Consider the following 23,548-nt stretch of genomic DNA (forward strand, 5'->3'; position numbering starts at 1 on the left):
GGGTAGTAGTGAACAATCGAAAATTAGTTTTGATGCAGAATACTTCCTTAATTATTACAAGTGTCTGCATGTTTTTTATTACAATGCTTCTGTTTGTGTTTATTTACAAACAAGCTGTAGGGTATAGTAATAGTAATGGATTAAGAAGAAATATGTTTTATGTTAATATAATTAACTATACTATGCCTCAAGTGAAAGTAGTAACTTTTAACGAAGAAGATATGGCCGAAAATGAAATGTCTTTAAAAAAGACTATTAGCAAGGTTCTAGGGATTAGCATTGATGACCCATATACAATTATACATAGGGAAATGGCATCATTAAATCTTGCTCCTTTTTCGGGGAATATGGACAACCGATATGCTAGCGAAGAAGTTGATACAGTAAATTCTAAAGATAAAGCTAATAATAGTACAGACACGATATTTGATTTAGACAATGAAGTTGTAGAAAAAGATGATAAAAAGAATAATGTAGACACATCATCAAATGCTGTTTTTAATACTTCGTTGGTAAAACCCTTGAGCGAAGTTCCGGAGGTTCTGATTTATCATACACATACTTCAGAGAGTTTTGCACCTGGTAAAGCAAATTCTACAGATCAAAATGTGAATATTTGTTCTGTAGGAGAAGAATTAAAGAAACAATTAGAACAATATGGGATTTCTGTAATTCATGATACTACTGTACATGATAGAGATGTATATCTAAAAAGTTATGAAAGATCATCAGTTACACTAGATAAATACTTGAAGAAGTATGGTGACTTCAAATTAATTATTGATATGCATAGGGATGCAGTAGTAGATAAAAATGCAATAACAGCAACATTTAATAATGAAAATTTGTCAAAAATAATGTTTGTTATGACGAAAAAAAATCCTCATTTCAATGAAAATATGAAAAATGTAAATAGTTTAATAGAAATTTCAAATAGACTATTTCCAGGCTTTTGTAAAGGGGTATATTATTATAACTACGGAAGTGTATATTTTAATCAAAATGATAGTGTAAATGCTTTACTAATTGAGGTGGGATCACATGTGAATACTACCAACGAGGCAAAAACATCTGCAAAATACATAGCAAGAGTAATCGCAGAGCATTTGAATGGTAAAAATTGAAAAACGTCATATAATATTTGGGTTAGATAGAATTATATGTATCTAAATTGAATAAAAATTAACGAAAAGTACATCCTTTTAATTAAGGAGGTGCTTTTTTGGGTAAAAAAACCGCTAAGATAAGTTTCGTAGTATTATTGGCTTTGGGGATTATTGGTGTATCAGTTGTAAATATAAGATTGAATAGAAGGATATATTCGGATATCATTTTTTCTATAGATAAACAAGAAAGCGAAAATAATAAAAAAGGTTTGTGGAATTTAGACTATATGGAGCAAGTATTAAGCAATCCTAATAAGTATAAGGGAAGCGAATATGAAGATGAAGAAAATACTAGATTGTTTGATGATTTAAGAGATGATATTGCTGTGAGTAATAATTCGGATATTTCCAATGAATTTGGAGGACTTAGCTTTAATTCAGTTCCTAAAATTAAAATGTTACTTAACAAAGAACCTTTTGATTTTAGAATATCTACTAAAAATTATATTATAAGTTTTAATGGTGAATCAATTGAGAAGCTAAAACGTTTAGAAAAGCTAAAATAAAAGATTAAACCCTAAAAAGTGAGTTAAAGACAGTGCTTTTTAGGGTTTATTTAAATAAATGAGCATATCTTGTTGACAGAACTCCTATAATCTATGTTATAATTTACTTTGATTTATATGTATATAGATAAATAATTGATATGTGTTTATCTGTATGTGCAGTGGAGGTATTAATATGAGTAGAGATAGAAAAAAATTTATAAGAAATTTTTCAATAGTAGCACATATAGACCATGGGAAGTCAACTTTGGCAGATAGATTATTGGAAAAAACAGGGACATTAACAAAGAGAGAAATGGAAGCTCAAGTACTTGATAACATGGAATTGGAAAGAGAAAGAGGAATTACTATTAAATCTCAAGCTGCAAGGCTTATTTATAAAAGAGAAGATGGAAATGAATATATTCTTAATTTAATAGATACTCCTGGGCATGTAGATTTTACTTATGAAGTATCAAGAAGTTTAGCGGCATGTGAAGGGGCACTTTTAGTTGTTGATTCTACTCAAGGGATTCAAGCACAAACTTTAGCTAACTGTTATTTAGCTTTAGATAATGACCTTGAAATAGTGCCAGTAATTAATAAAATAGATTTACCTTCAGCTAGACCAGATGAGATAAAAGAAGAAATTGAGGATGTAATTGGGATAGAAGCACATGATGCACCAATGGTGTCAGCTAAAACTGGTTTGAATATTGAAGATGTTTTAGAAACCATTGTTGAAAAGGTTCCATCACCATCTGGTGATGAAGAAGCACCATTAAAGGCTCTAATATTTGACTCTTCATATGATAGTTATAAAGGTGTTGTATGTTATGTAAGAATTATTGATGGAGTAGTTAAACCTGGAACAAAAATAAAGTTTATGGCAAGTGGTAAAGTTTACGAGGCTACAGAAGTGGGCGTGTTTGCGCCAAACTATTTTCCAACTAAAGAATTGTCAGCAGGGGATGTTGGATATATAACAGGTTCTATAAAGAATCTTAGAGATGCTGCTGTTGGAGATACTATAACTGAACTTAATAGAGAGACAGATGAAGCGCTAGAGGGATATAGACCGGCAGTACCTATGGTGTTTAGTGGTATTTATCCAATTGATGGAGCTAAGTATGATGAATTGAAAGAGGCTTTGGAAAAACTAAAATTAAATGATGCAGCTCTTTCCTTTGAACCTGAAACTTCTATTGCATTAGGGTTTGGATTTAGATGTGGATTCTTAGGTCTTCTGCATATGGAAATTATACAGGAAAGAATAGAGAGAGAATTCAATTTGGAAATCATCACAACTGCACCGTCAGTTATATATAGAGTTTTTAAGAATAATGGTGAAGAAATTCAAATTACAAATCCTACAAATTTGCCGGATGTAACAGAAATAAGTAGAATGGAAGAGCCTATTGTCAAAGCATCTATTATAACTCCTTCTGAATATGTTGGTGCTGTAATGGATCTAGCTCAAGATAGAAGAGGTGTTTATATAGACATGGAATATATTGAAACCACAAGAGTAGTGATTAATTATATTATTCCATTGAATGAAATTATATATGACTTCTTTGATACATTAAAATCTAAAACAAGAGGATATGCTTCATTGGACTATGAGTTAGATGGCTATCAACAAGCAAAACTTGTTAAATTAGATATGTTGTTAAATGGTGATATAGTAGATGCTCTATCAATGATTGTTCCTGAAGAAAAATCATATAGAAAAGGTAGAGGGATTGCTGAAAAACTTAAAGAAGTTATTCCTAGACAAATGTTTGAAGTTCCTATTCAAGCAGCTATAGGTGGGAAAATAATAGCTAGAGAGACTGTAAAAGCCATGAGAAAAGATGTATTAGCAAAATGCTATGGTGGAGATATTTCAAGAAAGAGAAAACTTCTTGAAAAACAAAAAGAAGGAAAGAAAAGAATGCGACAAGTTGGTAGCGTAGAAGTACCACAGGAAGCATTTATGTCTATACTTAAAGTAGACTAATTACTCAGTTTGCAGTTGACGGTTGACAGTTAACAGTTAAGGATGATTCTCTTTCAGAGAATCTAAAATTAAAGTTTTTATCAATTTTTTTAAAGGTTTAACAGGTTATACGTTGAGGGGATCGTTGAAGAATAATTTCTACTAAGAATATCTTTCAAAAAATGATTAAAACGTTCATATTTTCAAAGATAAGTAGAACTAATTCTTAAGCCGACCCATAGGACCTTTTGCTACTGCAAAAGAACAAATTGAATTTTAAGCTTTCCCTTGGGAAAGGTGTCCTTTACTGTCAACTGAACACTGTCAACTGTAAACTGATAAAGTTGTAGTTTTCTAGAAGATGCTGTGTCAAAAGAGAGGTAATATATTATGAGTGATAAGTTATCATTATATATTCACATTCCTTTTTGTATGAAAAAGTGTTTGTATTGTGATTTTCCATCATATAGTAACATGGAAAGTTATATGATGGATTATTCAAATGCATTAGCTAAAGAAATTGAAAAATTGGATTATGATAATTTTTATACAATATTTATAGGTGGGGGAACTCCCACCTATTTATCTTTAGAGGGATGGAGAATAATAAGTAATGCTATAAAAAATAAAATCAAAAATAAGTTTACAGAGTTTACTGTAGAAGTAAATCCAGGAACTGCTGATAGGCAAAAGCTATTATTTTTAAAAAGCATAGGTGTAAATCGACTTAGTATTGGGCTTCAAGCTTGGCAAAATCAACATCTTAAAGAACTCGGGAGAATACATAAACTAGAAGAATTTCTGGAATTATATAATAGTGCAAGAGAAGTTGGATTTAAAAACATAAATATTGATTTAATGTATGGTTTGCCTAATCAGGATTTAGGTCAATGGAAAGAAACACTAGAAAATGCAGTACAACTACAACCGGAGCATATTTCATGCTATAGCTTGATAATTGAGGAAGGTACTCCTTTTTACTCAATGTATGAAAATAAAGTAATAGAATTGCCTTCTGAGGAAATAGAGAGAAAGATGAATGACTTTACAATAGAGTTTTTGGCTAAAAATAACTATAATAGATATGAAATATCAAACTATTCAAAAAAAGGTATGGAATGTAAGCATAATCTTGTATATTGGGATCTTGAGAACTATATAGGTTGCGGTGCAGGTGCACACTCTTACATTGAAGGAAGCAGATTTAATAATACTCAGTCTATTAAAGAGTATATTGAAAAAGTTAATTCTTCAGAAAATGCACACAAAGAGATGCTAGAAAATACTTTAGAAAATAATATGGAAGAATTCATGTTTTTAGGATTAAGAAAGATAAATGGTATATCTATAGAAAAATTTAATAAAAAATTCAAAAAGTCTATTTATGCAGTATACGGGCAAGTTATCGATAAATATATTGAGAGTAAACATATGCTGAAAGATGGTGATAGACTACATCTTAGTAATAGCGGAATAGAAATTTCAAATACAATAATGAGTGATTTTATATTGTAATAAAAGGAGTTTTTTTATAAAACGGCGAATACCAGCAATAATTTAAGAAAAATTGAGAAAAATATAGATAAATTCAAAAAAATAAGGAATAAATCAAAAATAAGATTCATAATTGGTGATTTTATAGTGTTGACAAAGATGTGCGCCACATGGTAAGTTTTAATCATAAGTCGTTAGCACTCGATTGAGGTGAGTGCTAATAAGGTGGTGGAGATATGAGCTATGATATGACTGATAGAAAAATCAAGATACTTGAGGCAATTATAAAAGACTATATAACATCAGGTGAACCTGTTGGATCAAGAACTCTTGCTAAAAAATATAACCTAGGAATTAGTTCTGCAACTATAAGAAATGAAATGTCTGATTTAGAGGAACTTGGTTATATCGAGCAACTTCACACTTCTTCTGGTAGAAAACCATCTGATAAAGGATATAGACTTTATGTGGACCAAATGATGCAACTTCAAAATCTAACTGCTGAAGAAGAACTCAAAATAAAAGCAAAATTGTTAGACGAGGCAATATACGAAGTGAATAAGGTTCTAAAAGGTGCTACTTTATTACTTTCGGAGTTAACTAAATTGACATGTGTGTTAAAAACTCCTTCAGTTAGAAATAGCTATATAAAAGCTGTTAAATTAGTTCCAATAGATAATCATAATATACTAGGCATTATTGTCACTGAAAATGGTATGATTACGAATAATATGATTAGAGTAGACAAAAAGATACAAACAGAGAATTTAGATAAATTATCTTTTGTGTTGAATAAAAGATTAAGAAATTTAACTATGGACGATATTAATTTAAGAGTAATTAATGATTTAAAAAAGGATTTATATGGTTATGAAGATATTTTCGATGCAATAATAACTACATTATATGATGCCCTTAGTAAAGAAGATAATAGTGAAATTTATTTTGAAGGGGCTAAAAATATTTTTAATTATTCAGAATACAATGATGTAGAAAAAGCAAAACAATTTTTATCGTTAATTGATGATAAGGCAATGATGATGCAACTTTTGAATTCAGCAAATGAAATTGAAGGTACAGGGATTCTAAAGACTGAAGAACCCAAAGTAATTGTAAAAATTGGTGCTGAAAATATTGCTGAAGATGCTAAGGATTGTAGTATATTAACTGCAGTCTACAGCGTGGATGACAAACCTTTAGGAACAATTGGACTTATAGGTCCTACAAGAATCAAATACTCAAAGGTTGTAGCTGTAATGGGAGAGTTTATTAAATTATTAAATGAAAATATATCAAATATTTATTATGATGATAGGTAAGAGGTGAATAGTATGAGTAATGAGGAAAATATTGTGGAGTCAGTAGATGAACAATTAGATTCACAGCAAGATGAAAAGCTTGAAGAGGCTGAAGTTAATGAGGACATTGAGTTTGAAGAGTTAAGTGAAAGTGAAGTTCATGAGTTGGAATGTGATGATAAATCCGAAGAACTTAATGAAAAAGAAAATACTATAAAAGAGTTGAATTTGGAGAGAAGTAGATTGTTTGGAGAAAAGAAAAGATTATCCAATGAACTAGAAACTTTAAAAGACAGATTTATGAGAACAAATGCAGAATACGATAATTATAGAAAAAGAACTGAGAAAGAAAAAAAAGCAATCTATACTGATTCATGTGCAGATGTATTAAAAAATATTTTGCCAGTTTTTGATAACCTTCAAAGAGCAATTCAAGCTGATGGGTCAGCTGAAGATTTGAAAAAAGGTATTGAAAGTACAATAAAGCAATTTGAATCTGCTTTAGAAAAATTAGGTATTGAAGAAATTGCGGTTACAGATGGATTTGACCCAAATTACCATGAAGCAATTATGCATATAGAAGATAGTAGCTATGATGCAAATGAAATTGTTGAAGTATTTCAAAAAGGTTTTAAAAGAGGAGATAAAGTTTTAAGGCATTCTTTAGTAAAAGTAGCTAATTAATATAAAAAATAGATGAAATGTATATAGGAGGTAAATGAAATGGGAAAAATTATAGGAATTGATTTAGGAACAACTAATTCATGCGTAGCAGTTATGGAAGGGGGAAATCCAACTGTTATAGCAAACGCAGAAGGAGCAAGAACAACTCCATCAGTTGTTGCTTTTAAAGATAATGGAGAAAGATTAGTAGGTCAGGTTGCAAAAAGACAAGCGATTACAAACCCAGATAAAACAATAAGTTCAATTAAGAGACATATGGGAACTGATTACAGAGTTGAAGTTGAAGGTAAAAAATCTTCTCCTGAAGAAATTTCAGCAATGATTCTTCAAAAATTAAAAGCTGATGCTGAAGCTTACTTAGGAGAAACAGTAAAAGAGGCAGTAATTACAGTTCCAGCATACTTTAACGACAGTGAGAGACAGGCAACTAAAAATGCTGGTAAAATAGCAGGATTAGATGTACTAAGAATAATCAATGAGCCAACAGCAGCTTCATTAGCTTATGGTTTAGACAAAACTGATTCTTCACAAACAATTCTTGTTTATGATTTAGGCGGTGGTACATTTGACGTATCTATACTTGAATTAGGTGAAGGAGTATTTGAAGTTAAATCAACTCATGGTAACACACATCTTGGTGGAGATGATTTTGATGAAAAAGTAATGAACCATATTGCTGAAAGTTTCAAAGCTGATACAGGTATTGATTTAAGAGCTGATAAAATGGCACTTCAAAGATTAAAAGAAGCTGCTGAAAAAGCTAAAATTGAATTATCTACTTCGTTATCTACTAGTATAAACTTACCGTTTATTACAGCTGATGCAACTGGTCCAAAGCATATTGATATGTCTTTAAGTAGAGCTAAATTTGATGAATTAACTCATAGTTTAGTTGATGATACAATAGGACCTATGAAAGAAGCACTTAAAGATTCAGGATTATCTATAAATGAAATTGATAAAATTGTTTTAGTTGGTGGTTCAACAAGAATTCCAGCAATCCAAGAAGCTGTTAAGAAATTTACTGGAAAAGATCCTTCAAAAGGTGTAAACCCAGATGAGTGTGTTGCAATGGGTGCGGCTATTCAAGCAGGAGTACTTACTGGTGAAGTTAAAGACGTTCTTTTACTTGATGTTACTCCATTAACATTGGGAATTGAAACTTTAGGAGGAGTAGCTACTCCATTAATTGAAAGAAATACTACAATACCTGCAAGAAAAAGTCAAATATTCTCAACTGCAGCAGATAGTCAAACTTCTGTAGAAATTCACATTGTTCAAGGTGAAAGAAAAATGGCTAATGGAAACAAGACTCTAGGAAGATTTATTCTTTCAGACATTCCAGCTGCACCTAGAGGAGTACCTCAAATAGAAGTTACTTTTGATATAGATGCAAATGGTATCTTGAATGTTTCTGCTCAAGATAAAGGAACAGGAAAAGAAGCGAAAATCACTATTACAGCTTCAACAAACTTAAATGATGATGAAATAGATAAGGCTGTTAAAGATGCAGAAAAATTTGCAGAAGAAGATGAAAAATTAAAAGAAAAAATTGATGTTAAGAATCAAGCAGATTCAACAGTTTATCAAACAGAAAAGACATTAACTGATCTTGGTGATAAAGTATCTGCTGAAGATAAAGCAACTGTAGATGAAAAATTAGCTGCTCTTAAAGCAGTTAAAGATGGAGAAGACACAGAAGCTATAAAAGCAGCTATGGAAGAATTAACTCAAGCGTTCTATGCGATTTCTTCTAAAATATATCAAGATCAAGCACAACAAGAAGGTGCTCCAGATATGGGCAACATGGGTGGAAATCCAGGAGGAACTCAAACTCCAGATGATGACAATGTAGTTGATGCAGATTTTAAGGTTGAAGAAGATAAATAAAATATGATATTATTAAGGGACGGGGAGTACTCCATCCCTTAATTTTAAGTATAGCTAAATACTAATATTCACATATATTGCATATAAAGCTATAATTATTATAGAGATAAATTAATAAAGGGTAAGTTTAAATAAATTTAGGTGGTGAAATAAGTAGGATGGCCAATAAGGATTACTATGAAGTTCTTGGTATTTCACGTGATGCCAGTGAAAGCGATATAAAAAAAGCATATAGAAAATTAGCAATGAAATACCATCCTGATAAAAACAAAGGAAATAAAGAGGCAGAAGAAAAATTTAAAGATATAAACGAAGCATATCAGGTTTTATCTGACCCTGAAAAGAAAGAGCAATTTGATAGATTCGGTACTACAGATTTTAATGGTGGCGGATTTGGAGGCGGTGGAGGATTTGATTTCTCCGGTATGGGCGGCTTCGAAGATATTTTTGATTCCTTTTTTGGTGGCGGTTTCGGTGGTTCTTCCAGAAATAGAAGGAATGCTCCTAGAAGAGGTGCAGATCTTGAATACACTGTAAGTTTAACTTTTGAGGAAGCAGTTTTTGGTGTTGAAAAAGAAATTAGTATAGCAAAAAATGAAAAATGTGATACATGTAAAGGAACTGGAGCAAAACCAGGTACTAGTGCAAAGACCTGTGATAGATGCGGAGGTACTGGTCAAGTTAAATACCAAAGGAATACTCCACTTGGTAGCTTTGTAAGTACAGGAACTTGTGATAAATGTGAAGGTTCAGGTAAAATAATAGAAGAAAAATGTAATAATTGTCATGGAAGAGGTACTGTAAGGAAAAACAAGAAAATTAGTGTCAACATTCCAGCAGGTGTAGATAACGGTAACGTATTACCTTTGAGAGGTCAAGGAGAGCCAGGAGAAAATAATGGTCCTAATGGTGATCTATATATTAATATTAGAGTATCACCTCATAAAACATTTAAGAGAAAAGGTTTCGACATTAATATAGAAGAACACATATCTTTTGGTAAAGCTGTATTAGGTACTGAATTAAAAGTTCCAACTATAGATGGTGAAGTGAAATATAAAATACCAGAAGGAACTCAATCAGGTACGGTGTTTAGATTAAGAGGTAAGGGTGTTCAAAGAGTTAATAGCAAAGGTAGAGGCGACCAGTACGTAAAAGTTATTGTTGATATACCAAAGAACATAAATGAAAAACAAAAACAAGCATTAGTTGACTATATGGAAGCTAGCGGAGAAAAAGTCGAAGAAAATCATAAAGAGTCATTTATGGATAAAGTAAAAAAAAGCTTTAAATAAAATTAGTAAAAAAAGTGGTTTAACCACTTTTTTTATTGCTTAAAATAAAGTTATTGCTTATAATTAAATGGTTAAACTAGAAAATGCAATTTAACTTAAAGTTTTAGGAGTGTTAAAATTTATGAACAAAGATTGGATTGAAGTTGAGATTATTACGAGTAGCGAAGCAGTAGAAGCAATAACAGCAATAATATATGAAACAGGAGTAAGTGGTGTCTCAATATTAGATGTGAATGATATTGAATTTAGGAAAGAAAACAAGAATTATGATGAATATTTTCCTAAAAAACTTATTGATATAGAAGATGGTGCGATAATTAGAGCGTATTACAAAGAAGAAAATTCTTTTTATGAAAAATATAGTTTTATAAAAAATAAAATAGAGAGTTTAAATGATTATGAAATAGATACAAAAGAAACAACCATTGAAAAATATAACGTAAATGAGTCTCAATGGGAAAATAATTGGAAAAAGTATTATAAACCTACAAAGGTAGGTGAGAGAATAGTTGTTAAACCTATGTGGGAAGATTATAGTAAAGAAGATGGAGAAATCGTATTAGAGTTAGATCCAGGGATGGCATTCGGGACAGGAACACATGAAACCACAGCTCTTTGTATCAGAGGGTTGGAAACATACATTGATGAAGAAGATATAGTGTTTGATATAGGTACTGGGTCGGGAATACTTGCCATAGCAGCTTCTAAACTAGGTGCAAAAAAAGTTGTAGGGGTAGATTTGGACCCTGTTGCTGTTGAGGTAGCTAAAGAAAATCTTGAACTTAATTTAGTACAAAATGCTGAAATATTACATGGTAACTTGATGGAAGTGGTACATGGAAAAGCGGATATAGTTGTGGCTAATATTTTAGCTGACATAATTATTCTATTATCTAAGGATGTTAAAGAATTTATAAAGCAAGGTGGATTGTTTATATCATCAGGGATAATATTAGATAGATTAGAAGAGGTTAAGAAAATATTACAGGATGTAGGGTTTGATATAGCAAATGTTGAAATTATGGGCGAATGGTGTAGAATTGATGCAAGATTAAATTAAAGGAGAGAGTAATATGCATAAGTTTTTTGTAAATGAAAGTAATGTTTATGACGATTATGCTGAAATTACTGGAGATGATGTAAAACATATTTATAAAGTGTTGCGATTGAAGCCAGAAGATAAAGTGTATATAAATAATTGTAATGGAAAAGAATTTCTTGGAGAGATTACGGAAGTTAGTAAACAAAATGTTTCTGTAAAAATTTTAGAAGAAGTAGAGTTAAACAATGAAAGTCCTATCGATGTATACCTTTTTCAAGGATTACCTAAATCATCAAAATTAGAATTAATTATTCAAAAAGGTACAGAATTAGGTTTAAAAGAAATTACACCTATAATAACTAATAGAGTGTTATCAGCTATAAAGAATATTGATAATGAAAGAAAAAAAATTGAACGATGGAATAAGATAGCATTAGAAGCATGTAAACAGTGTAAAAGAACACTAATACCAAAGATTAATGAAATAACTGAGTTTGATAAGTCTGTTGATTTATTAAAAGAAATGGATTTAGTTTTAGTACCCTATGAGAATGCTGAAAAATTTGGAATAAAAAAAGTTATTAATGATTTAGACAAAGAAATAAAAAAAATAGGAATTGTTATTGGTCCTGAAGGTGGATTTGAAGAAGAAGAAATAGATATGCTTAAAAATATAGAAGCTAAAATTATTACTCTTGGACCAAGAATTTTAAGAACAGAAACAGCAGGATTAGTTGCTGCTTCGTTGATAATGTATGAACTTGGAGATTTAGGAGGAAATATTTAATGAAAGTTGCTTTTGCTACGTTGGGATGTAGAGTTAATGTATATGAAACAGAAGCAATGACTGAAATATTTAGAAAAAATGGATATGAAGTTGTTACCTTTGACGAATTTGCTGATGTTTACGTAATAAACACTTGTACAGTAACGAATATGAGTGATAAGAAATCAAGACAAATATTATCTAAAGCTAGAAAGAACAATGAGCATGCTATAATAGCTGCGGTAGGATGCTATTCTCAAATTGAACCTGAAAAAGTATCACAAGTTGCAAATGTTAATGTTGTTCTTGGAACAAGAAATAAAAGTGAAATTTTATATTGGATAAATAGGGCAAAAGAAGAAAAGAAGCAGATGGTAGCAGTAAATGATGTTATGAAGAATACAAAATTTGAAGATTTAAGGATAGAAGAGTTTACTGGAAAAACTAGAGCGTTTCTAAAAATACAAGATGGATGCAATAATTTTTGCTCTTATTGTCTTATTCCATATTCTAGAGGAGCGGTATGTAGTAAAGCTCCAGAAAAGATAGTAAAAGAAGTTCAATTATTAGCAAGTAATGGATTTAAAGAAATAATTCTTTCGGGTATAAGCATATCATCTTATGGAAAAGATATTGAGGGAGATTGGGATTTACTTAGAATTATTGAAGAAATAGATAAAATAGAAGGTATTGAAAGAATAAGAATCGGTTCTATTGGACCTAAATTCTTTACAGATCAAACCATAAGAAAAATATCAAGTATAAATAAAATGTGTCCACACTTTCATTTGTCTTTACAAAGCGGATGTAATGAAACTTTAAAGCGAATGAATAGAAATTATACTGTAGAAGAGTATAGGGATATAGTAGAGAAACTTCGAAATAATATTGATGATATTTCCATAACAACTGATGTGATTGTAGGTTTTCCAGGGGAAACAGAAGAAGAATTTCATAAGACATATGAGTTTTTAAAGGAAATAAAATTAGCAAAAACGCATATTTTTAAATATAGTGAAAGAAAAGGCACTAAAGCATCTAGCATGAAACACCAAATTAATGGTAAAATAAAAGATGAGAGAAGTAAAAAACTTATTAATCTTAACGTTATAAATGAGAAAAATTTTATTAGTACATTCATGAATAAGAAAATGGATGTGTTATATGAACAAAAATGGCGGCATACAGAAGAGTTTTACGAAGGATATACCCCTAACTATATTAGAGTGATTTCGAAGTCTCAGAGCGATATTATAGGGTGTATTGAGAAGACTGTGCTGAGAGAAGTGGAATCTGAATTTGCTAATGGACAATTAATATAATATGAATCAACATTTTTAGTCGCAAGTTTTAAGTTTTAATAAAGTTAAAGCCTAGAATTTATTAATATAAATTATGAATTGCGTATTAAACTAAAGGGGGTGATAGTATGGGAGAATGTATATTCTGTAAAATAATAGATGGAGAGATACCTTCAAAAAAAGTTTATGAAGATGAAAGAGTATTTGCTTTTGAAGATATAAACCCAGAAGCACCTATTCATGTTTTGATTGTACCTAAAAAGCACATATCAAATATAAATGAGCTTACAGAAGAAGAAGAAAAATTAATTGGACACATATTTTTTGTTTCAAAAAAAATAGCTGATGAATATAATATAAAAGATACAGGATATAGAGTGGTTTCTAATTGTGGTAAGGATGGAGGTCAAACTGTAGATCATCTACATTTTCATCTGTTAGGTGGAAGAAATTTAAATTGGCCACCAGGTTAAAGAAATATACTAAAAAATATTGACAGTATATTAAGCAATGTTGTATAATTACCAGTGTGCTATTTTGCCCTCAACAACTGCTAAAATACTGCTATGGAGGGAGGGATAAAGATGTCAGAAATTAAAGTAAGAGATAATGAATCTCTAGAAAATGCTTTAAAAAGGTTTAAAAGATCATGTGCTAAATCAGGCGTTTTATCAGAAGTCAGAAAAAGAGAGCATTACGAAAAGCCAAGTGTAAAAAGAAAAAAGAAATCTGAAGCTGCTAGAAGAAGAAAATCAAAATCAAGATAAGGTTTAGAATTATTTGAAAGAAGGTCACTCATTTATGTCTCTAAAAGAAAAGATTCAAGAAGATTGGAAATTAGCGATGAAAGCTAAAGACAGATTCAAAGCTAGTACAATCAGTATGGCTAAATCAGCTATATTATTAGTTGAAAAAGACGAAAAAAGAATTCTAGAGGATGAAGATATTTATGCCATTATTTCAAAAGAAATAAAAAAGCGTAAAGAAGCCTCAGAGGATTTTAGAAAAGGTAATAGACAAGATTTAGTAGATCAAACTTTAAGAGAAATTGAAATATTATCAGAGTACCTTCCTGAGCAGTTGACTGAAGAAGAAATTTCTAATATTGTTTCTGCAGCGGTTAAAGAAACAGGGGCAGTGTCCATGAAAGACATGGGTAAGGTTATGAAATTTGTATCACCTAAAATAAAAGGTAGAGCAGATGGAAAACTTGTTAGCACATTAGTAAGACAACAATTGAGTAATAACTAAATAAAAAAATTGAGGTTCAGTGAAAACTGAACCTTTTTTACTAAATGAGAAAAATGAGGTTCAGTGAAAACTGAACCTCATTTTTATTTGTCTAGAAAAGTATAAATTATAATCTGGAATCATAAATTACTTATGAAAGAAATTTTTGGGAGTTGAGATTTTGCAGCATAAAGTTAATAAGACAAGGGAAGTATTTGCGGAAAGATTGGATTTGCCAAAGGATATTGTAATGAATTTGCCTAAAATTTCAGTAATAGGAGACAAAGAAATAACTATTGAAAATCATAAAGGAATAGTAGTTTTTGATGAAAATGAGATAAAAGTCAATTCCAGTATTGGTCTAATACTAATTAAAGGTAGAGAATTGGAGATTTTGTTCATGGAAAATAAAACTTTAACTTTAAAAGGCAAGTTTTGTTCAATAATTTATGAGGAGAATAATTATGAGTAAATTCAATTTTAAAAGATACAAAAATGGAATAATTACTATTGAAATTATATCGAGGATGCCAGAGAAGTTCCTCAACTTACTCTGGAAGAATAGAATTACAGTAAAAAACGTGAGAAAAAAAAATTTAACCACAATATATGCAGAAATAAATTTAAAAGATTATAGAGAAACATGTAATTTAGCTAAGCGAGCTAAAGCTAAAATCAAAATAATAGATAGAAAAGGAATTTCGTTTATGTTGTTAAAGTTAAATAGGCGTAAAACTATTGCTGTTGGAGTTTTTGTATTTGTGAGCCTGATTTATTACTTATCAACTTTTATATGGGGTATAAAGATCAATACTGAAAAAAATGTAAGTCCTTTTGAAGTTAGACAAACGTTGTTGGATATTGGTATTAGACCGGGAATGGCTAAAAGCAAATTAAATACTATTTCTATTGAAGAAAAACTGATAAAAACCAATGATAGCATAATGTGGGTGAGAGCAAGAATTGAAGGTTCGCAATTGATTGTTTCTGTTGCAGAGAGACAAGCACCACCTGTTATAGAAGTTGATAATGAGCCTAGTAATTTAATTGCAAGTAAAGACGGAGTAATTGAAAGAGTATATACTAATAGTGGAACGGCAGTTGTTGAATATGGGCAAGTTGTAAAAGAAGGCGAGTTGCTTGTTAAAGGTGAGCAAGGAAAAGAAGGTAGTACATATGAAGTCCACGCTGAAGCGGATGTAATCGCTAAAACATTTTATGAGAAAAAATCACTTATTCCAAAAAAAATTATTAAAAAAGAAAAAACAGGTGAATGTATTGAGGAAATATATATAAAAATAGGTAAAAATAAATTTTTTATAAAAAAAGCTAAGAATATTTTCAAGAATTATGATAAAATAGTTAATAGTAAATCTTTATATACAAAGGTAACATATTATGAAATTAATCAAAAAAATATAGATAATGACATTAACTCATCTATAGATAAAACAGTAGAAGAATTATCTAGTAAAATCATAATGGATATAGATAAAACAGTAACTATAAAGGATAGGATAATAAATCAAAAGGATATGGGAGATAGTATAGAAGTTAGTGTTATTTTAGTTTGTGAAGAGAATATTGCAGTTTCTCAAAAATTATCAGTTTCGGATGTTAATGAAAATTAAAGGGTAGTACATCAACGAAGGATGTGAAATGGTGAAAAACATTTTTAATGAAAAAATACCTAAGCGAATTATAATTTTTATAATCAGTTTTGTTAGTGTATTCTTTATTTTAGTATCTTCATTGGTAACAAAGAAATACGATTTGAATGTTGGAGATATTGCTAATTTTGATATAAGAGCACCACGAGAGGTTCAAGATTCATTAAAGACTAAAGAAAAGGAAGAGCAAGAAGAGGCATCCATTCCTCTACAATATAATAAAGATGTGGAAATAAAAAATAATTCATTGGATGATATTGGAAGTTTCTTTTTTGAAGTAGGCAAACTAAAATCATCTGCATTAACAGAAGAAGAAAAATTAGCTAACCTAAAAAATCAAAAATACATTGAGATTACAGACCAAGATTTTCAGGCTGTTTTAGAATTAAGTGATGTAGAACTTGAAAAATTACAGAACTCTTTGGTTGAAATATTGGATGTAGTATTAGACTATGATATAAGAGAAGGAAATATGGTAGACGCTAATAATAAAAACGCGTCCAAGGAAGATATTAAAAAGGCACAAGAATATATTGATGTTAAATTTATTAAATTAAATATTTCGGGTGATTTAAAAGAGCTAGGTATAAAAATAGCATATACAAAGATAAAACCTAATTTCTTCTATGATGAAGAAAAAACGCAACAGTTAAAAACAGAAGCTAGAAAAACAGTACAGCCAGTTATGATAAAAAAAGGTCAGACTATTGTAAAAGAAGGAGAACCAATAACAGAACGAGATTTAATAATACTAGAGGACTTGGGATTATTAGATAATAAATTTAATCAATATCTTTATTTAGCTATAGGAGCATTAGTTTTACTTATTCAAGGACTACAATGGTTTTTCCTTTACAGATACCATGCACCAATATTTAGGGATTGGAGCAAGTTAATACTAATCAGTATTTTACTAATTATTTCTTTATTGCTATCTAGGAGTATAATGATAATTTCGGCATATGCTATACCTTTGGCATGTGTTCCAATGCTTATCACATTATTGATTAATGATAAGGTATCACTAATGGTTAATCTGTCAAACTGTATTTTGATTAGTGCAGTTGTTCAGTTCAATATTGAAGTTACTCTTATTGCTATTATGAGTTGTATATTAGGAACTGTAGCTATAAAGAAACTTCAACAAAGAAACGATATATTATATGGATCTTTATATATTGGATTAATATGTGGTGTTTTAACTTTATCAGTTGGATTTTTGTTATCTAATAATGTTATAGAAGTACTAACAAAATCTGTTTTGGTCTTTATGGGAAGCACTATTTCAGCAGTACTTACAATTGGCTTTCTTCCATTATTTGAAAGTACTTTTGACATTGTAACTACTATAAAACTATTAGAATTGTCAAATCCTAATCATCCACTACAAAAGAAATTATTATTAGAAGCACCAGGAACATATCATCATAGTATTTTAGTTGGTAATCTGGCAGAGCTTGCTGCTGAAAGAGTTGGAGGAAATCCAGTATTAGCAAGAGTATCAGCTTATTATCATGATATAGGAAAATTAAAAAGGCCAATGTTTTTCAAAGAAAATCAAATTGGAAAAGAAAATCCGCATGACAAAATAAACCCTAACTTAAGTACTTTAATAATCACAGCACATGTGAAAGATGGAGTGGAAATGGCGAGAGAGTATAGGTTACCAAAGGTAATACAGGATGCTATTGAACAGCATCATGGGACTTCACTAGTTAGTTTTTTCTATATAACTGCAAAAAATAACGCTGAAAAACCTGAAGAAATTAGAGAAGAAGACTTTAGATACCCTGGACCTATTCCTAAAAGTAAAGAAGTTGCAATCGTTATGTTAGCCGATAGCGTAGAAGCTGCAGTACGATCAATAAGTGAACCAACAAAAGGTAAAATAGAAGAGATGGTAAATAAAATAATTAAAGGTAAATTAAACACTGATCAATTAGACAATTGTGATCTAACTTTAAAGGATTTAAATACTATCAGAAAAGCATTCTTAAAAGTTTTATCAGGAATTTATCACCAAAGGATAGAATATCCGTCTGAGAAAAATATGGATAAGTAAAAGGAGAATAAGAATTTGCTTTATATTGATAATAGGCAAGGTAATATAGAGATTAATGATGAACTAAATAAAATTGTTGAAAAAATTATTGAATTTACTTTAGAAAAAGAAAATGTGAATTTGGAAACAGAAATTAGTTTGATATTTGTTGATAATGATACAATAAAAGGAATTAATTATGAAACAAGAAATATAAATAAAGAAACAGATGTCCTTTCATTTCCAATGTTAAGCTATCCGAATGGAAAAGTTTATAAAGAAATTTATAACAATGAGTCTTTTTCATATGAAGATTTTAACGAAGGAAATTTGGTTTTAGGAGACATAGTTTTATCGTTAGAAAAGGCAAAAGAACAAAGCAATGAGTATAACCATAGTTTTTTTAGAGAAGTTTGTTATTTATGCATTCATTCTCTTTTACATCTTCTTGGATATGATCATATGAAAGATGATGAAAAAGTTATTATGAGAAAAAGAGAAGAAGAGATATTAAATGAATTTAATATTGTAAGGAATTGACATGCAGATTTCTGCATGTCAAAATTATGTTAAAGATATAAAATATAAAGAAAACCAAAGTGGGGTAAGTATGAGAAAAGTAAAAAAACTGATAGATAGTTTTAACTATGCAATTGAAGGAATAGTTTACGCTGTAAGAACGCAAAGAAATATGAAAATACATATGATTGCAACTTTAGTTGTATTAACAGGTTGCTTTTTTTACGATCTTTCTAAACTAGAGTTAATTGCAGTAACATTTGCTATATCTATGGTTGTAGTATGTGAGATGATAAATACTGCAATAGAGGCAACAATAGATGCAACTACTAACTATTATCATCCATTAGCTAAAATCGGTAAGAATGTAGCAGCAGGAGCAGTGCTTATATCTGCTATAAATGCAGTATTTGTAGGTTACGTAATTTTTGGAGAAAAACTTAGACCTTTTACTTTTGAAGTTATGAAAAAGATTAAAAATTCAAATCCATACATGGTTTTTTTAATACTGGTTATTGTATCTATTGTAACGGTAATTGTTAAAGCAATTTTTGGAGAAGGGACTCCACTAAAAGGAGGCATGCCAAGCGGGCATAGTGCAATAGGATTTTCCATAGCAACTACAATAGCATTACTCACTGAGGAACCTATATCAATAATGTTGGCATATTTAATGGCATTTATAATTGCGCAGAGTAGGGTTGACTCAGAGGTTCATTCAGCTTTTGAAGTAATAGTAGGGGCGATATTTGGAACACTCTTAACTTTACTAATTTTTGAATTATTTTGGTAAAAAAAGTATTTAAGTGAGAATGAAATCTTCAATAGTTTCTTAAAAAGTATAAATTATATTTGCTAAGGATTAATATTTATGACAAGTGGAATAACATAAGTATTAGTGTTATAATCAATTTACTAAGTTAATATCATTTCTTAACGGAGGAGATTAAATGAATAAGTTATCTGAAGAATATATAGAATTAATGAAAGAAGCTATGAAATATAGAGAAAATGCCTATGTACCATATTCTAAATTCAAAGTAGGAGCAGCTATTTTAACTGAAGAAGGAAAGATATATGGTGGTTGTAATATAGAAAATGCATCTTATGGAGCTACAAATTGCGCAGAGAGAACCGCTATTTTTAAAGCTGTTTCAGAAGGGGTAAGGAAAATTTCGGCAATTGCAATAATAGGTGATGTGAATGCAATTACATATCCTTGTGGTATTTGTAGACAGGTAATATTAGAATTTGGAGATAAGGATGTTGATGTAATAGTTTTTACTAGTTTGGAGAATTACGAAGTAATTAAATTAGAGAATATACTGCCATATGCTTTTACTAAATTGGATTTGTCAAAATAAGGAGGAAATATGTTTAAATCAGGCTTTGTAACAATAATTGGAAGACCAAATGTAGGAAAATCAACACTAACAAACAGAATTATGGGTGAAAAACTTTCAATAGTATCTTGTAGGCCCCAAACAACAAGAAATAATATTCAGACTATTTTAACTAAAAATAATTACCAGTTAATATTTGTGGATACTCCAGGTATACATAAACCAAGACATAAACTTGGAGAGTTCATGGTAAAAACTGCAGAAGAATCCGTTAAGGATGTAGACCTGGTAATTTTCATGACCAACCCTCAGGAGGAAATAGCCAAGGGTGATGAAATGATACTAGAAGGGCTAAAAAATTCAAAAAAGACCGTATTTTTGGTAATAAATAAAGTTGACGAAAACTCAAGAGAGCTAACAGCAAAAACATTAAAAAATTATTCAGAAATTATGGAATTTGACGAAATTATACCTATATCAGCACTTAAAGGTAAAAATGTAGATAAATTGATTGAACTTATCGTAGAGAATATTCCAGAAGGGCCACAATATTATCCAGAAGATATGATTACTGACCAACAAGAGAGATTTGTAGTATCTGAAATAATAAGAGAAAAAATATTAAGAATGCTTTCACAGGAAGTTCCACATGGAACAGCGGTAGAAATTATTTCATACAAACAGAAAAAAAATAATTCATATGTTATTGATGCAACGATTTTATGTGAAAAAGATTCACATAAAGGCATTATTATTGGAAAAGGTGGCTCAATGCTGAAAAAAATAGGTACATATGCAAGACAAGATATAGAAAAATTGTTAAATGAAAAAGTTAATTTGAAGCTTTGGGTAAAAATTAAAAAAGACTGGAGAGATAGTTCTTTTGTATTAAAGGAATTAGGCTATAAAAAATAGGGTATAATAACTTAGGAGGATAACTTTTGTCAATATTCAAGACTAGAGCAATAGTTTTAAAATCACAAGATTATAAAGAAAACGACAAAATATTATGGTTGTTTTCTGAAAAACTTGGTAAAATTTCTTGTATTGCTAGAGGAGCGAAAAGAAAAAGGAGCAAACTTGCATCTTTTACTCAACAATTTTGTTATGGAGAATATATAATATATAAAGGGAAAAGTTTATATACAATTAATGAAATTGAATTAATTGATTCTTTCCAGACTTTCTTAAATGATTTGGATTCAATTACATATGCCTCATACTTATGTGAGTTAATTATGATAGCTTTGACAGAACAAGAGAGTAATAGAGCTCTTTTTCAAGATTTTGTGAAGGCATTTTACTTGATAAAGAGTGAAGCTATAGATTTTGAGATGATTGCACGTGCATTTGAGATTAAAATATTAAAACATACTGGATATGGTATGAATTTTAATAGTTGTTGTATTTGTAACAACAGAATGAGTTCAACAAATAAGTTTTCATTGAAGTATTATGGAGGTATTTGTAAAAATTGTAATGATATGAATTATGTGAATATTAGTAATGGAGCGTTCAATCTTTTGAGATTTTTAAATAGAACGGAGATTGAAAATGTTCACAGAGTAACTTTATCTAAAGAATTAAAAAAGGAAATTTACTCACTATTAAATGCGTTAATATGTCAAAGTTATTCAAAAAGGCCCAAAAGCCTAGATATTTTTAAATATTTAAAAGAGGAGTGATTATGAATGAGTGAAGTTACATTAGAAAAAATTGATATTATCAAAGAAAGAAGTGGGGTATCTTATAAAGTTGCTAAAGAAGCTCTTTTAGCAACTAATGGTGATGTTGTTGAGGCACTAATATATATTGAAAATAATCAAAATTGTATTTCAGATAAAGTATTTTCTTCTTTTGATGAATTCAAAGAATGGATAAAAGATTTAGTTAAAAAAGGTAATGTTAATAGAATAAAGATAAAAAAAGAAGACAAAGTTATAATGGATATTCCTGTTACAGCTGGAGTGGCAGTTGGTTTAGTTTCTTTATATATACCATATTTACTTATTATCGGTGTTGCTACTGCTGTTTTAACAAAACTTACTATTGAAATAATCAAGAGCGATGGTTCTGTTGAAGTGGTAAATTCAATTATTAAGAATACTGCTAATGATATAAAGAATTCTGCTAGTGATGTTAAAAATAAAGTTAATGATTTAGCTTCTGATGTTAAAGAGAAAGTTGATGATATAACACAAGATGTTAAAGAAAAATTTGATAGTGGAAACGAAAATAAAGAAAGTAATGATAGTAATGTTTATCAGTACACTGTTACATTTGAAGACGTAGAAAATCCTGAAGATACAGGCAATGAAAAAAAAGAAAATGAATAGGAAGATAGAAGTAGCAGAAGTTTTGCTACTTCTTATATTTTTCTATAGAAATAATTAATACTAAAATTTAGAAAAGTGTGTTATAATACCTATATGTTAAAAAATACCATTAAATCAAAAATAATAAAAAAGGTTATGAAAAAGATAGGTTTATGTGGTATAATAAAGAGAATATTCCAAATTGACTGAATTTTATGAAAAGACATGATAGAACTAAAATGTAATAAAATACAAATAAATAGGATTATATAGGAGAAAAATAAGCATATTAAGAAATAAATAGGTATAAATATTAAATGTGCTATACAATAAATCGATATATTCTGTTATAATATACACATATAGTTGAGCTGTTTGAGAGGAGGTAGATTAAAATTAACTTATCGCCAAGACAAAAAGCAATTATTAAGCTGGTTAAATCTTTTCAACCAATTACAAGTGAAAAATTAGCTGAAAAGGTAGGGGTGACCAGAGCTGCAATAAGACCTGATTTAGCTATCTTGACAATGACAGGAATTTTAGAAGCTAAGCCTAAGGTTGGATATATCTATTCACAAAAATCTTCAACAAGTATAATTAATGATTATATTAAAAAAATTTTTGTGAAAGACATAATGTCAAAACCAGTTACTATTGATGAGCAGAGTACTATTTATGATGCAATTGTTGCTTTGTTCTTAAATGATGTAGGAACATTATGGGTTAAAAACAATGAATATCTGGTTGGAGCAGTATCTAGGAAAGATTTCTTGAAAGTTTCCATAGGTGGAACTGATTTAAATAAAGTTCCAGTAGGTATAATTATGACTAGAATGCCAAATATTATATATGTGGAAGCTGAAGATTCAGCTTATCTGGCTGCTACAAAAATAATTGACCATGAGGTTGACAGTATACCAGTCATTGAAAAAGTAGAAGAAAAAGGAGAAGAAAAGTTTAAGGTTATTGGTAAATTATCAAAAACAAACATAACAAGATTGTTTGTAAAAATGGGTAAAAATATTTAG

General features: G+C 29.8%; 24 protein-coding genes. All 24 read left to right on the forward strand.

The features are described from left to right. The first annotated feature begins 8 nt into the window (after nt 1-8). The 24 genes from ACQ3F0_RS22190 (at nt 9) to ccpN (ending at nt 23,548) form a co-directional block, all read left to right on the forward strand. A complete protein-coding gene (locus ACQ3F0_RS22190) occupies nt 9-1,124 on the forward strand; it encodes a stage II sporulation protein P (protein ID WP_428867909.1) in 1,116 nt (371 codons plus the stop codon). A gap of 98 nt (nt 1,125-1,222) precedes the next feature. Next, the gene (locus tag ACQ3F0_RS22195) at nt 1,223-1,672 is read left to right on the forward strand and encodes a hypothetical protein (protein WP_428867910.1); all 450 of its coding nucleotides are present in this window, start codon (nt 1,223-1,225) and stop codon (nt 1,670-1,672) included. 175 nt (nt 1,673-1,847) lie between these two features. Next, entirely contained in the window at nt 1,848-3,653 is a 1,806-nt protein-coding gene (gene lepA, locus ACQ3F0_RS22200) for a translation elongation factor 4 (protein WP_428867911.1), read from the forward strand. Between the two features lie 369 nt (nt 3,654-4,022). Next, entirely contained in the window at nt 4,023-5,147 is a 1,125-nt protein-coding gene (gene hemW, locus ACQ3F0_RS22205) for a radical SAM family heme chaperone HemW (RefSeq protein ID WP_428867912.1), read from the forward strand. A 215-nt stretch (nt 5,148-5,362) separates the two neighbouring features. Further along, a complete protein-coding gene (gene hrcA / locus ACQ3F0_RS22210; RefSeq protein WP_428867913.1) occupies nt 5,363-6,445 on the forward strand; it encodes a heat-inducible transcriptional repressor HrcA in 1,083 nt (360 codons plus the stop codon). Between the two features lie 12 nt (nt 6,446-6,457). Next, on the forward strand, nt 6,458-7,108 hold the full coding sequence (gene grpE / locus ACQ3F0_RS22215; RefSeq protein ID WP_428867914.1) for a nucleotide exchange factor GrpE: 651 nt from the start codon (nt 6,458-6,460) through the stop codon (nt 7,106-7,108). A 39-nt stretch (nt 7,109-7,147) separates the two neighbouring features. Then, nucleotides 7,148-8,998 (forward strand): molecular chaperone DnaK, encoded by a 1,851-nt coding sequence (gene dnaK / locus ACQ3F0_RS22220; protein WP_428867915.1) that lies wholly within the window; start codon nt 7,148-7,150, stop codon nt 8,996-8,998. A 158-nt stretch (nt 8,999-9,156) separates the two neighbouring features. Continuing rightward, the gene (dnaJ, locus tag ACQ3F0_RS22225; protein ID WP_428867916.1) at nt 9,157-10,293 is read left to right on the forward strand and encodes a molecular chaperone DnaJ; all 1,137 of its coding nucleotides are present in this window, start codon (nt 9,157-9,159) and stop codon (nt 10,291-10,293) included. Nucleotides 10,294-10,414: 121 nt separating this feature from the next. Continuing rightward, complete coding sequence (prmA, locus tag ACQ3F0_RS22230) at nt 10,415-11,353, forward strand: 50S ribosomal protein L11 methyltransferase (RefSeq protein ID WP_428867917.1); 939 nt, start codon at nt 10,415-10,417, stop codon at nt 11,351-11,353. Between the two features lie 13 nt (nt 11,354-11,366). Continuing rightward, complete coding sequence (locus ACQ3F0_RS22235) at nt 11,367-12,122, forward strand: 16S rRNA (uracil(1498)-N(3))-methyltransferase (protein WP_428867918.1); 756 nt, start codon at nt 11,367-11,369, stop codon at nt 12,120-12,122. Further along, the gene (gene mtaB / locus ACQ3F0_RS22240) at nt 12,122-13,423 is read left to right on the forward strand and encodes a tRNA (N(6)-L-threonylcarbamoyladenosine(37)-C(2))-methylthiotransferase MtaB (protein ID WP_428867919.1); all 1,302 of its coding nucleotides are present in this window, start codon (nt 12,122-12,124) and stop codon (nt 13,421-13,423) included. Before ACQ3F0_RS22235 ends, mtaB begins: the two co-directional genes overlap by 1 nt. Before the next feature lie 107 nt (nt 13,424-13,530). Next, entirely contained in the window at nt 13,531-13,875 is a 345-nt protein-coding gene (locus tag ACQ3F0_RS22245) for a histidine triad nucleotide-binding protein (RefSeq protein ID WP_428867920.1), read from the forward strand. A 111-nt stretch (nt 13,876-13,986) separates the two neighbouring features. After that, nucleotides 13,987-14,169, forward strand: coding sequence for a 30S ribosomal protein S21 (gene rpsU / locus ACQ3F0_RS22250; RefSeq protein ID WP_428867921.1), 183 nt, complete (start codon nt 13,987-13,989; stop codon nt 14,167-14,169). Between the two features lie 34 nt (nt 14,170-14,203). Next, nucleotides 14,204-14,653, forward strand: coding sequence for a GatB/YqeY domain-containing protein (locus tag ACQ3F0_RS22255; protein ID WP_428867922.1), 450 nt, complete (start codon nt 14,204-14,206; stop codon nt 14,651-14,653). 160 nt (nt 14,654-14,813) lie between these two features. Next, a complete protein-coding gene (yqfC, locus tag ACQ3F0_RS22260) occupies nt 14,814-15,104 on the forward strand; it encodes a sporulation protein YqfC (RefSeq protein WP_428867923.1) in 291 nt (96 codons plus the stop codon). Continuing rightward, complete coding sequence (yqfD, locus tag ACQ3F0_RS22265; RefSeq protein WP_428867924.1) at nt 15,097-16,263, forward strand: sporulation protein YqfD; 1,167 nt, start codon at nt 15,097-15,099, stop codon at nt 16,261-16,263. The genes yqfC and yqfD overlap by 8 nt, the downstream gene beginning before the upstream one ends. 28 nt (nt 16,264-16,291) lie before the next feature. Then, on the forward strand, nt 16,292-18,364 hold the full coding sequence (locus ACQ3F0_RS22270; RefSeq protein ID WP_428867925.1) for an HD family phosphohydrolase: 2,073 nt from the start codon (nt 16,292-16,294) through the stop codon (nt 18,362-18,364). 15 nt (nt 18,365-18,379) lie between these two features. Beyond that, entirely contained in the window at nt 18,380-18,883 is a 504-nt protein-coding gene (gene ybeY / locus ACQ3F0_RS22275; protein ID WP_428867926.1) for an rRNA maturation RNase YbeY, read from the forward strand. Nucleotides 18,884-18,953: 70 nt separating this feature from the next. Beyond that, nucleotides 18,954-19,655 (forward strand): diacylglycerol kinase, encoded by a 702-nt coding sequence (locus ACQ3F0_RS22280; RefSeq protein WP_428867927.1) that lies wholly within the window; start codon nt 18,954-18,956, stop codon nt 19,653-19,655. 157 nt (nt 19,656-19,812) lie between these two features. Next, the gene (locus ACQ3F0_RS22285) at nt 19,813-20,226 is read left to right on the forward strand and encodes a cytidine deaminase (RefSeq protein WP_428867928.1); all 414 of its coding nucleotides are present in this window, start codon (nt 19,813-19,815) and stop codon (nt 20,224-20,226) included. Nucleotides 20,227-20,235: 9 nt separating this feature from the next. Further along, nucleotides 20,236-21,120, forward strand: coding sequence for a GTPase Era (gene era, locus ACQ3F0_RS22290; protein ID WP_428867929.1), 885 nt, complete (start codon nt 20,236-20,238; stop codon nt 21,118-21,120). A gap of 26 nt (nt 21,121-21,146) precedes the next feature. Beyond that, entirely contained in the window at nt 21,147-21,890 is a 744-nt protein-coding gene (gene recO, locus ACQ3F0_RS22295; RefSeq protein ID WP_428867930.1) for a DNA repair protein RecO, read from the forward strand. A 6-nt stretch (nt 21,891-21,896) separates the two neighbouring features. Then, the gene (locus ACQ3F0_RS22300; RefSeq protein ID WP_428867931.1) at nt 21,897-22,541 is read left to right on the forward strand and encodes a DUF4342 domain-containing protein; all 645 of its coding nucleotides are present in this window, start codon (nt 21,897-21,899) and stop codon (nt 22,539-22,541) included. A gap of 374 nt (nt 22,542-22,915) precedes the next feature. Next, nucleotides 22,916-23,548: a transcriptional regulator CcpN gene (ccpN, locus tag ACQ3F0_RS22305; RefSeq protein ID WP_428867957.1), complete on the forward strand. Its 633-nt coding sequence runs from the start codon at nt 22,916-22,918 to the stop codon at nt 23,546-23,548.

This window comes from Clostridium sediminicola, from assembly GCF_050402865.1.
GTDB lineage: Bacteria > Bacillota > Clostridia > Clostridiales > Clostridiaceae > Clostridium_AF > Clostridium_AF sediminicola.

What these genes read in the sequence shown, in the direction of transcription:
- era (WP_428867929.1), top strand. Translation starts at nt 20,236, where the DNA reads ATGTTTAAATCAGGCTTTGTAACAATAATTGGAAGACCAAATGTAGGA.
- yqfD (WP_428867924.1), top strand. Translation starts at nt 15,097, where the DNA reads ATGAGTAAATTCAATTTTAAAAGATACAAAAATGGAATAATTACTATT.
- dnaK (WP_428867915.1), top strand. Translation starts at nt 7,148, where the DNA reads ATGGGAAAAATTATAGGAATTGATTTAGGAACAACTAATTCATGCGTA.
- prmA (WP_428867917.1), top strand. Translation starts at nt 10,415, where the DNA reads ATGAACAAAGATTGGATTGAAGTTGAGATTATTACGAGTAGCGAAGCA.
- ACQ3F0_RS22245 (WP_428867920.1), top strand. Translation starts at nt 13,531, where the DNA reads ATGGGAGAATGTATATTCTGTAAAATAATAGATGGAGAGATACCTTCA.
- ACQ3F0_RS22280 (WP_428867927.1), top strand. Translation starts at nt 18,954, where the DNA reads ATGAGAAAAGTAAAAAAACTGATAGATAGTTTTAACTATGCAATTGAA.
- hemW (WP_428867912.1), top strand. Translation starts at nt 4,023, where the DNA reads ATGAGTGATAAGTTATCATTATATATTCACATTCCTTTTTGTATGAAA.
- grpE (WP_428867914.1), top strand. Translation starts at nt 6,458, where the DNA reads ATGAGTAATGAGGAAAATATTGTGGAGTCAGTAGATGAACAATTAGAT.
- lepA (WP_428867911.1), top strand. Translation starts at nt 1,848, where the DNA reads ATGAGTAGAGATAGAAAAAAATTTATAAGAAATTTTTCAATAGTAGCA.
- dnaJ (WP_428867916.1), top strand. Translation starts at nt 9,157, where the DNA reads ATGGCCAATAAGGATTACTATGAAGTTCTTGGTATTTCACGTGATGCC.
- hrcA (WP_428867913.1), top strand. Translation starts at nt 5,363, where the DNA reads ATGAGCTATGATATGACTGATAGAAAAATCAAGATACTTGAGGCAATT.
- ACQ3F0_RS22285 (WP_428867928.1), top strand. Translation starts at nt 19,813, where the DNA reads ATGAATAAGTTATCTGAAGAATATATAGAATTAATGAAAGAAGCTATG.
- ACQ3F0_RS22235 (WP_428867918.1), top strand. Translation starts at nt 11,367, where the DNA reads ATGCATAAGTTTTTTGTAAATGAAAGTAATGTTTATGACGATTATGCT.
- ACQ3F0_RS22270 (WP_428867925.1), top strand. Translation starts at nt 16,292, where the DNA reads ATGGTGAAAAACATTTTTAATGAAAAAATACCTAAGCGAATTATAATT.
- rpsU (WP_428867921.1), top strand. Translation starts at nt 13,987, where the DNA reads ATGTCAGAAATTAAAGTAAGAGATAATGAATCTCTAGAAAATGCTTTA.
- ACQ3F0_RS22255 (WP_428867922.1), top strand. Translation starts at nt 14,204, where the DNA reads ATGTCTCTAAAAGAAAAGATTCAAGAAGATTGGAAATTAGCGATGAAA.
- ACQ3F0_RS22300 (WP_428867931.1), top strand. Translation starts at nt 21,897, where the DNA reads ATGAGTGAAGTTACATTAGAAAAAATTGATATTATCAAAGAAAGAAGT.
- mtaB (WP_428867919.1), top strand. Translation starts at nt 12,122, where the DNA reads ATGAAAGTTGCTTTTGCTACGTTGGGATGTAGAGTTAATGTATATGAA.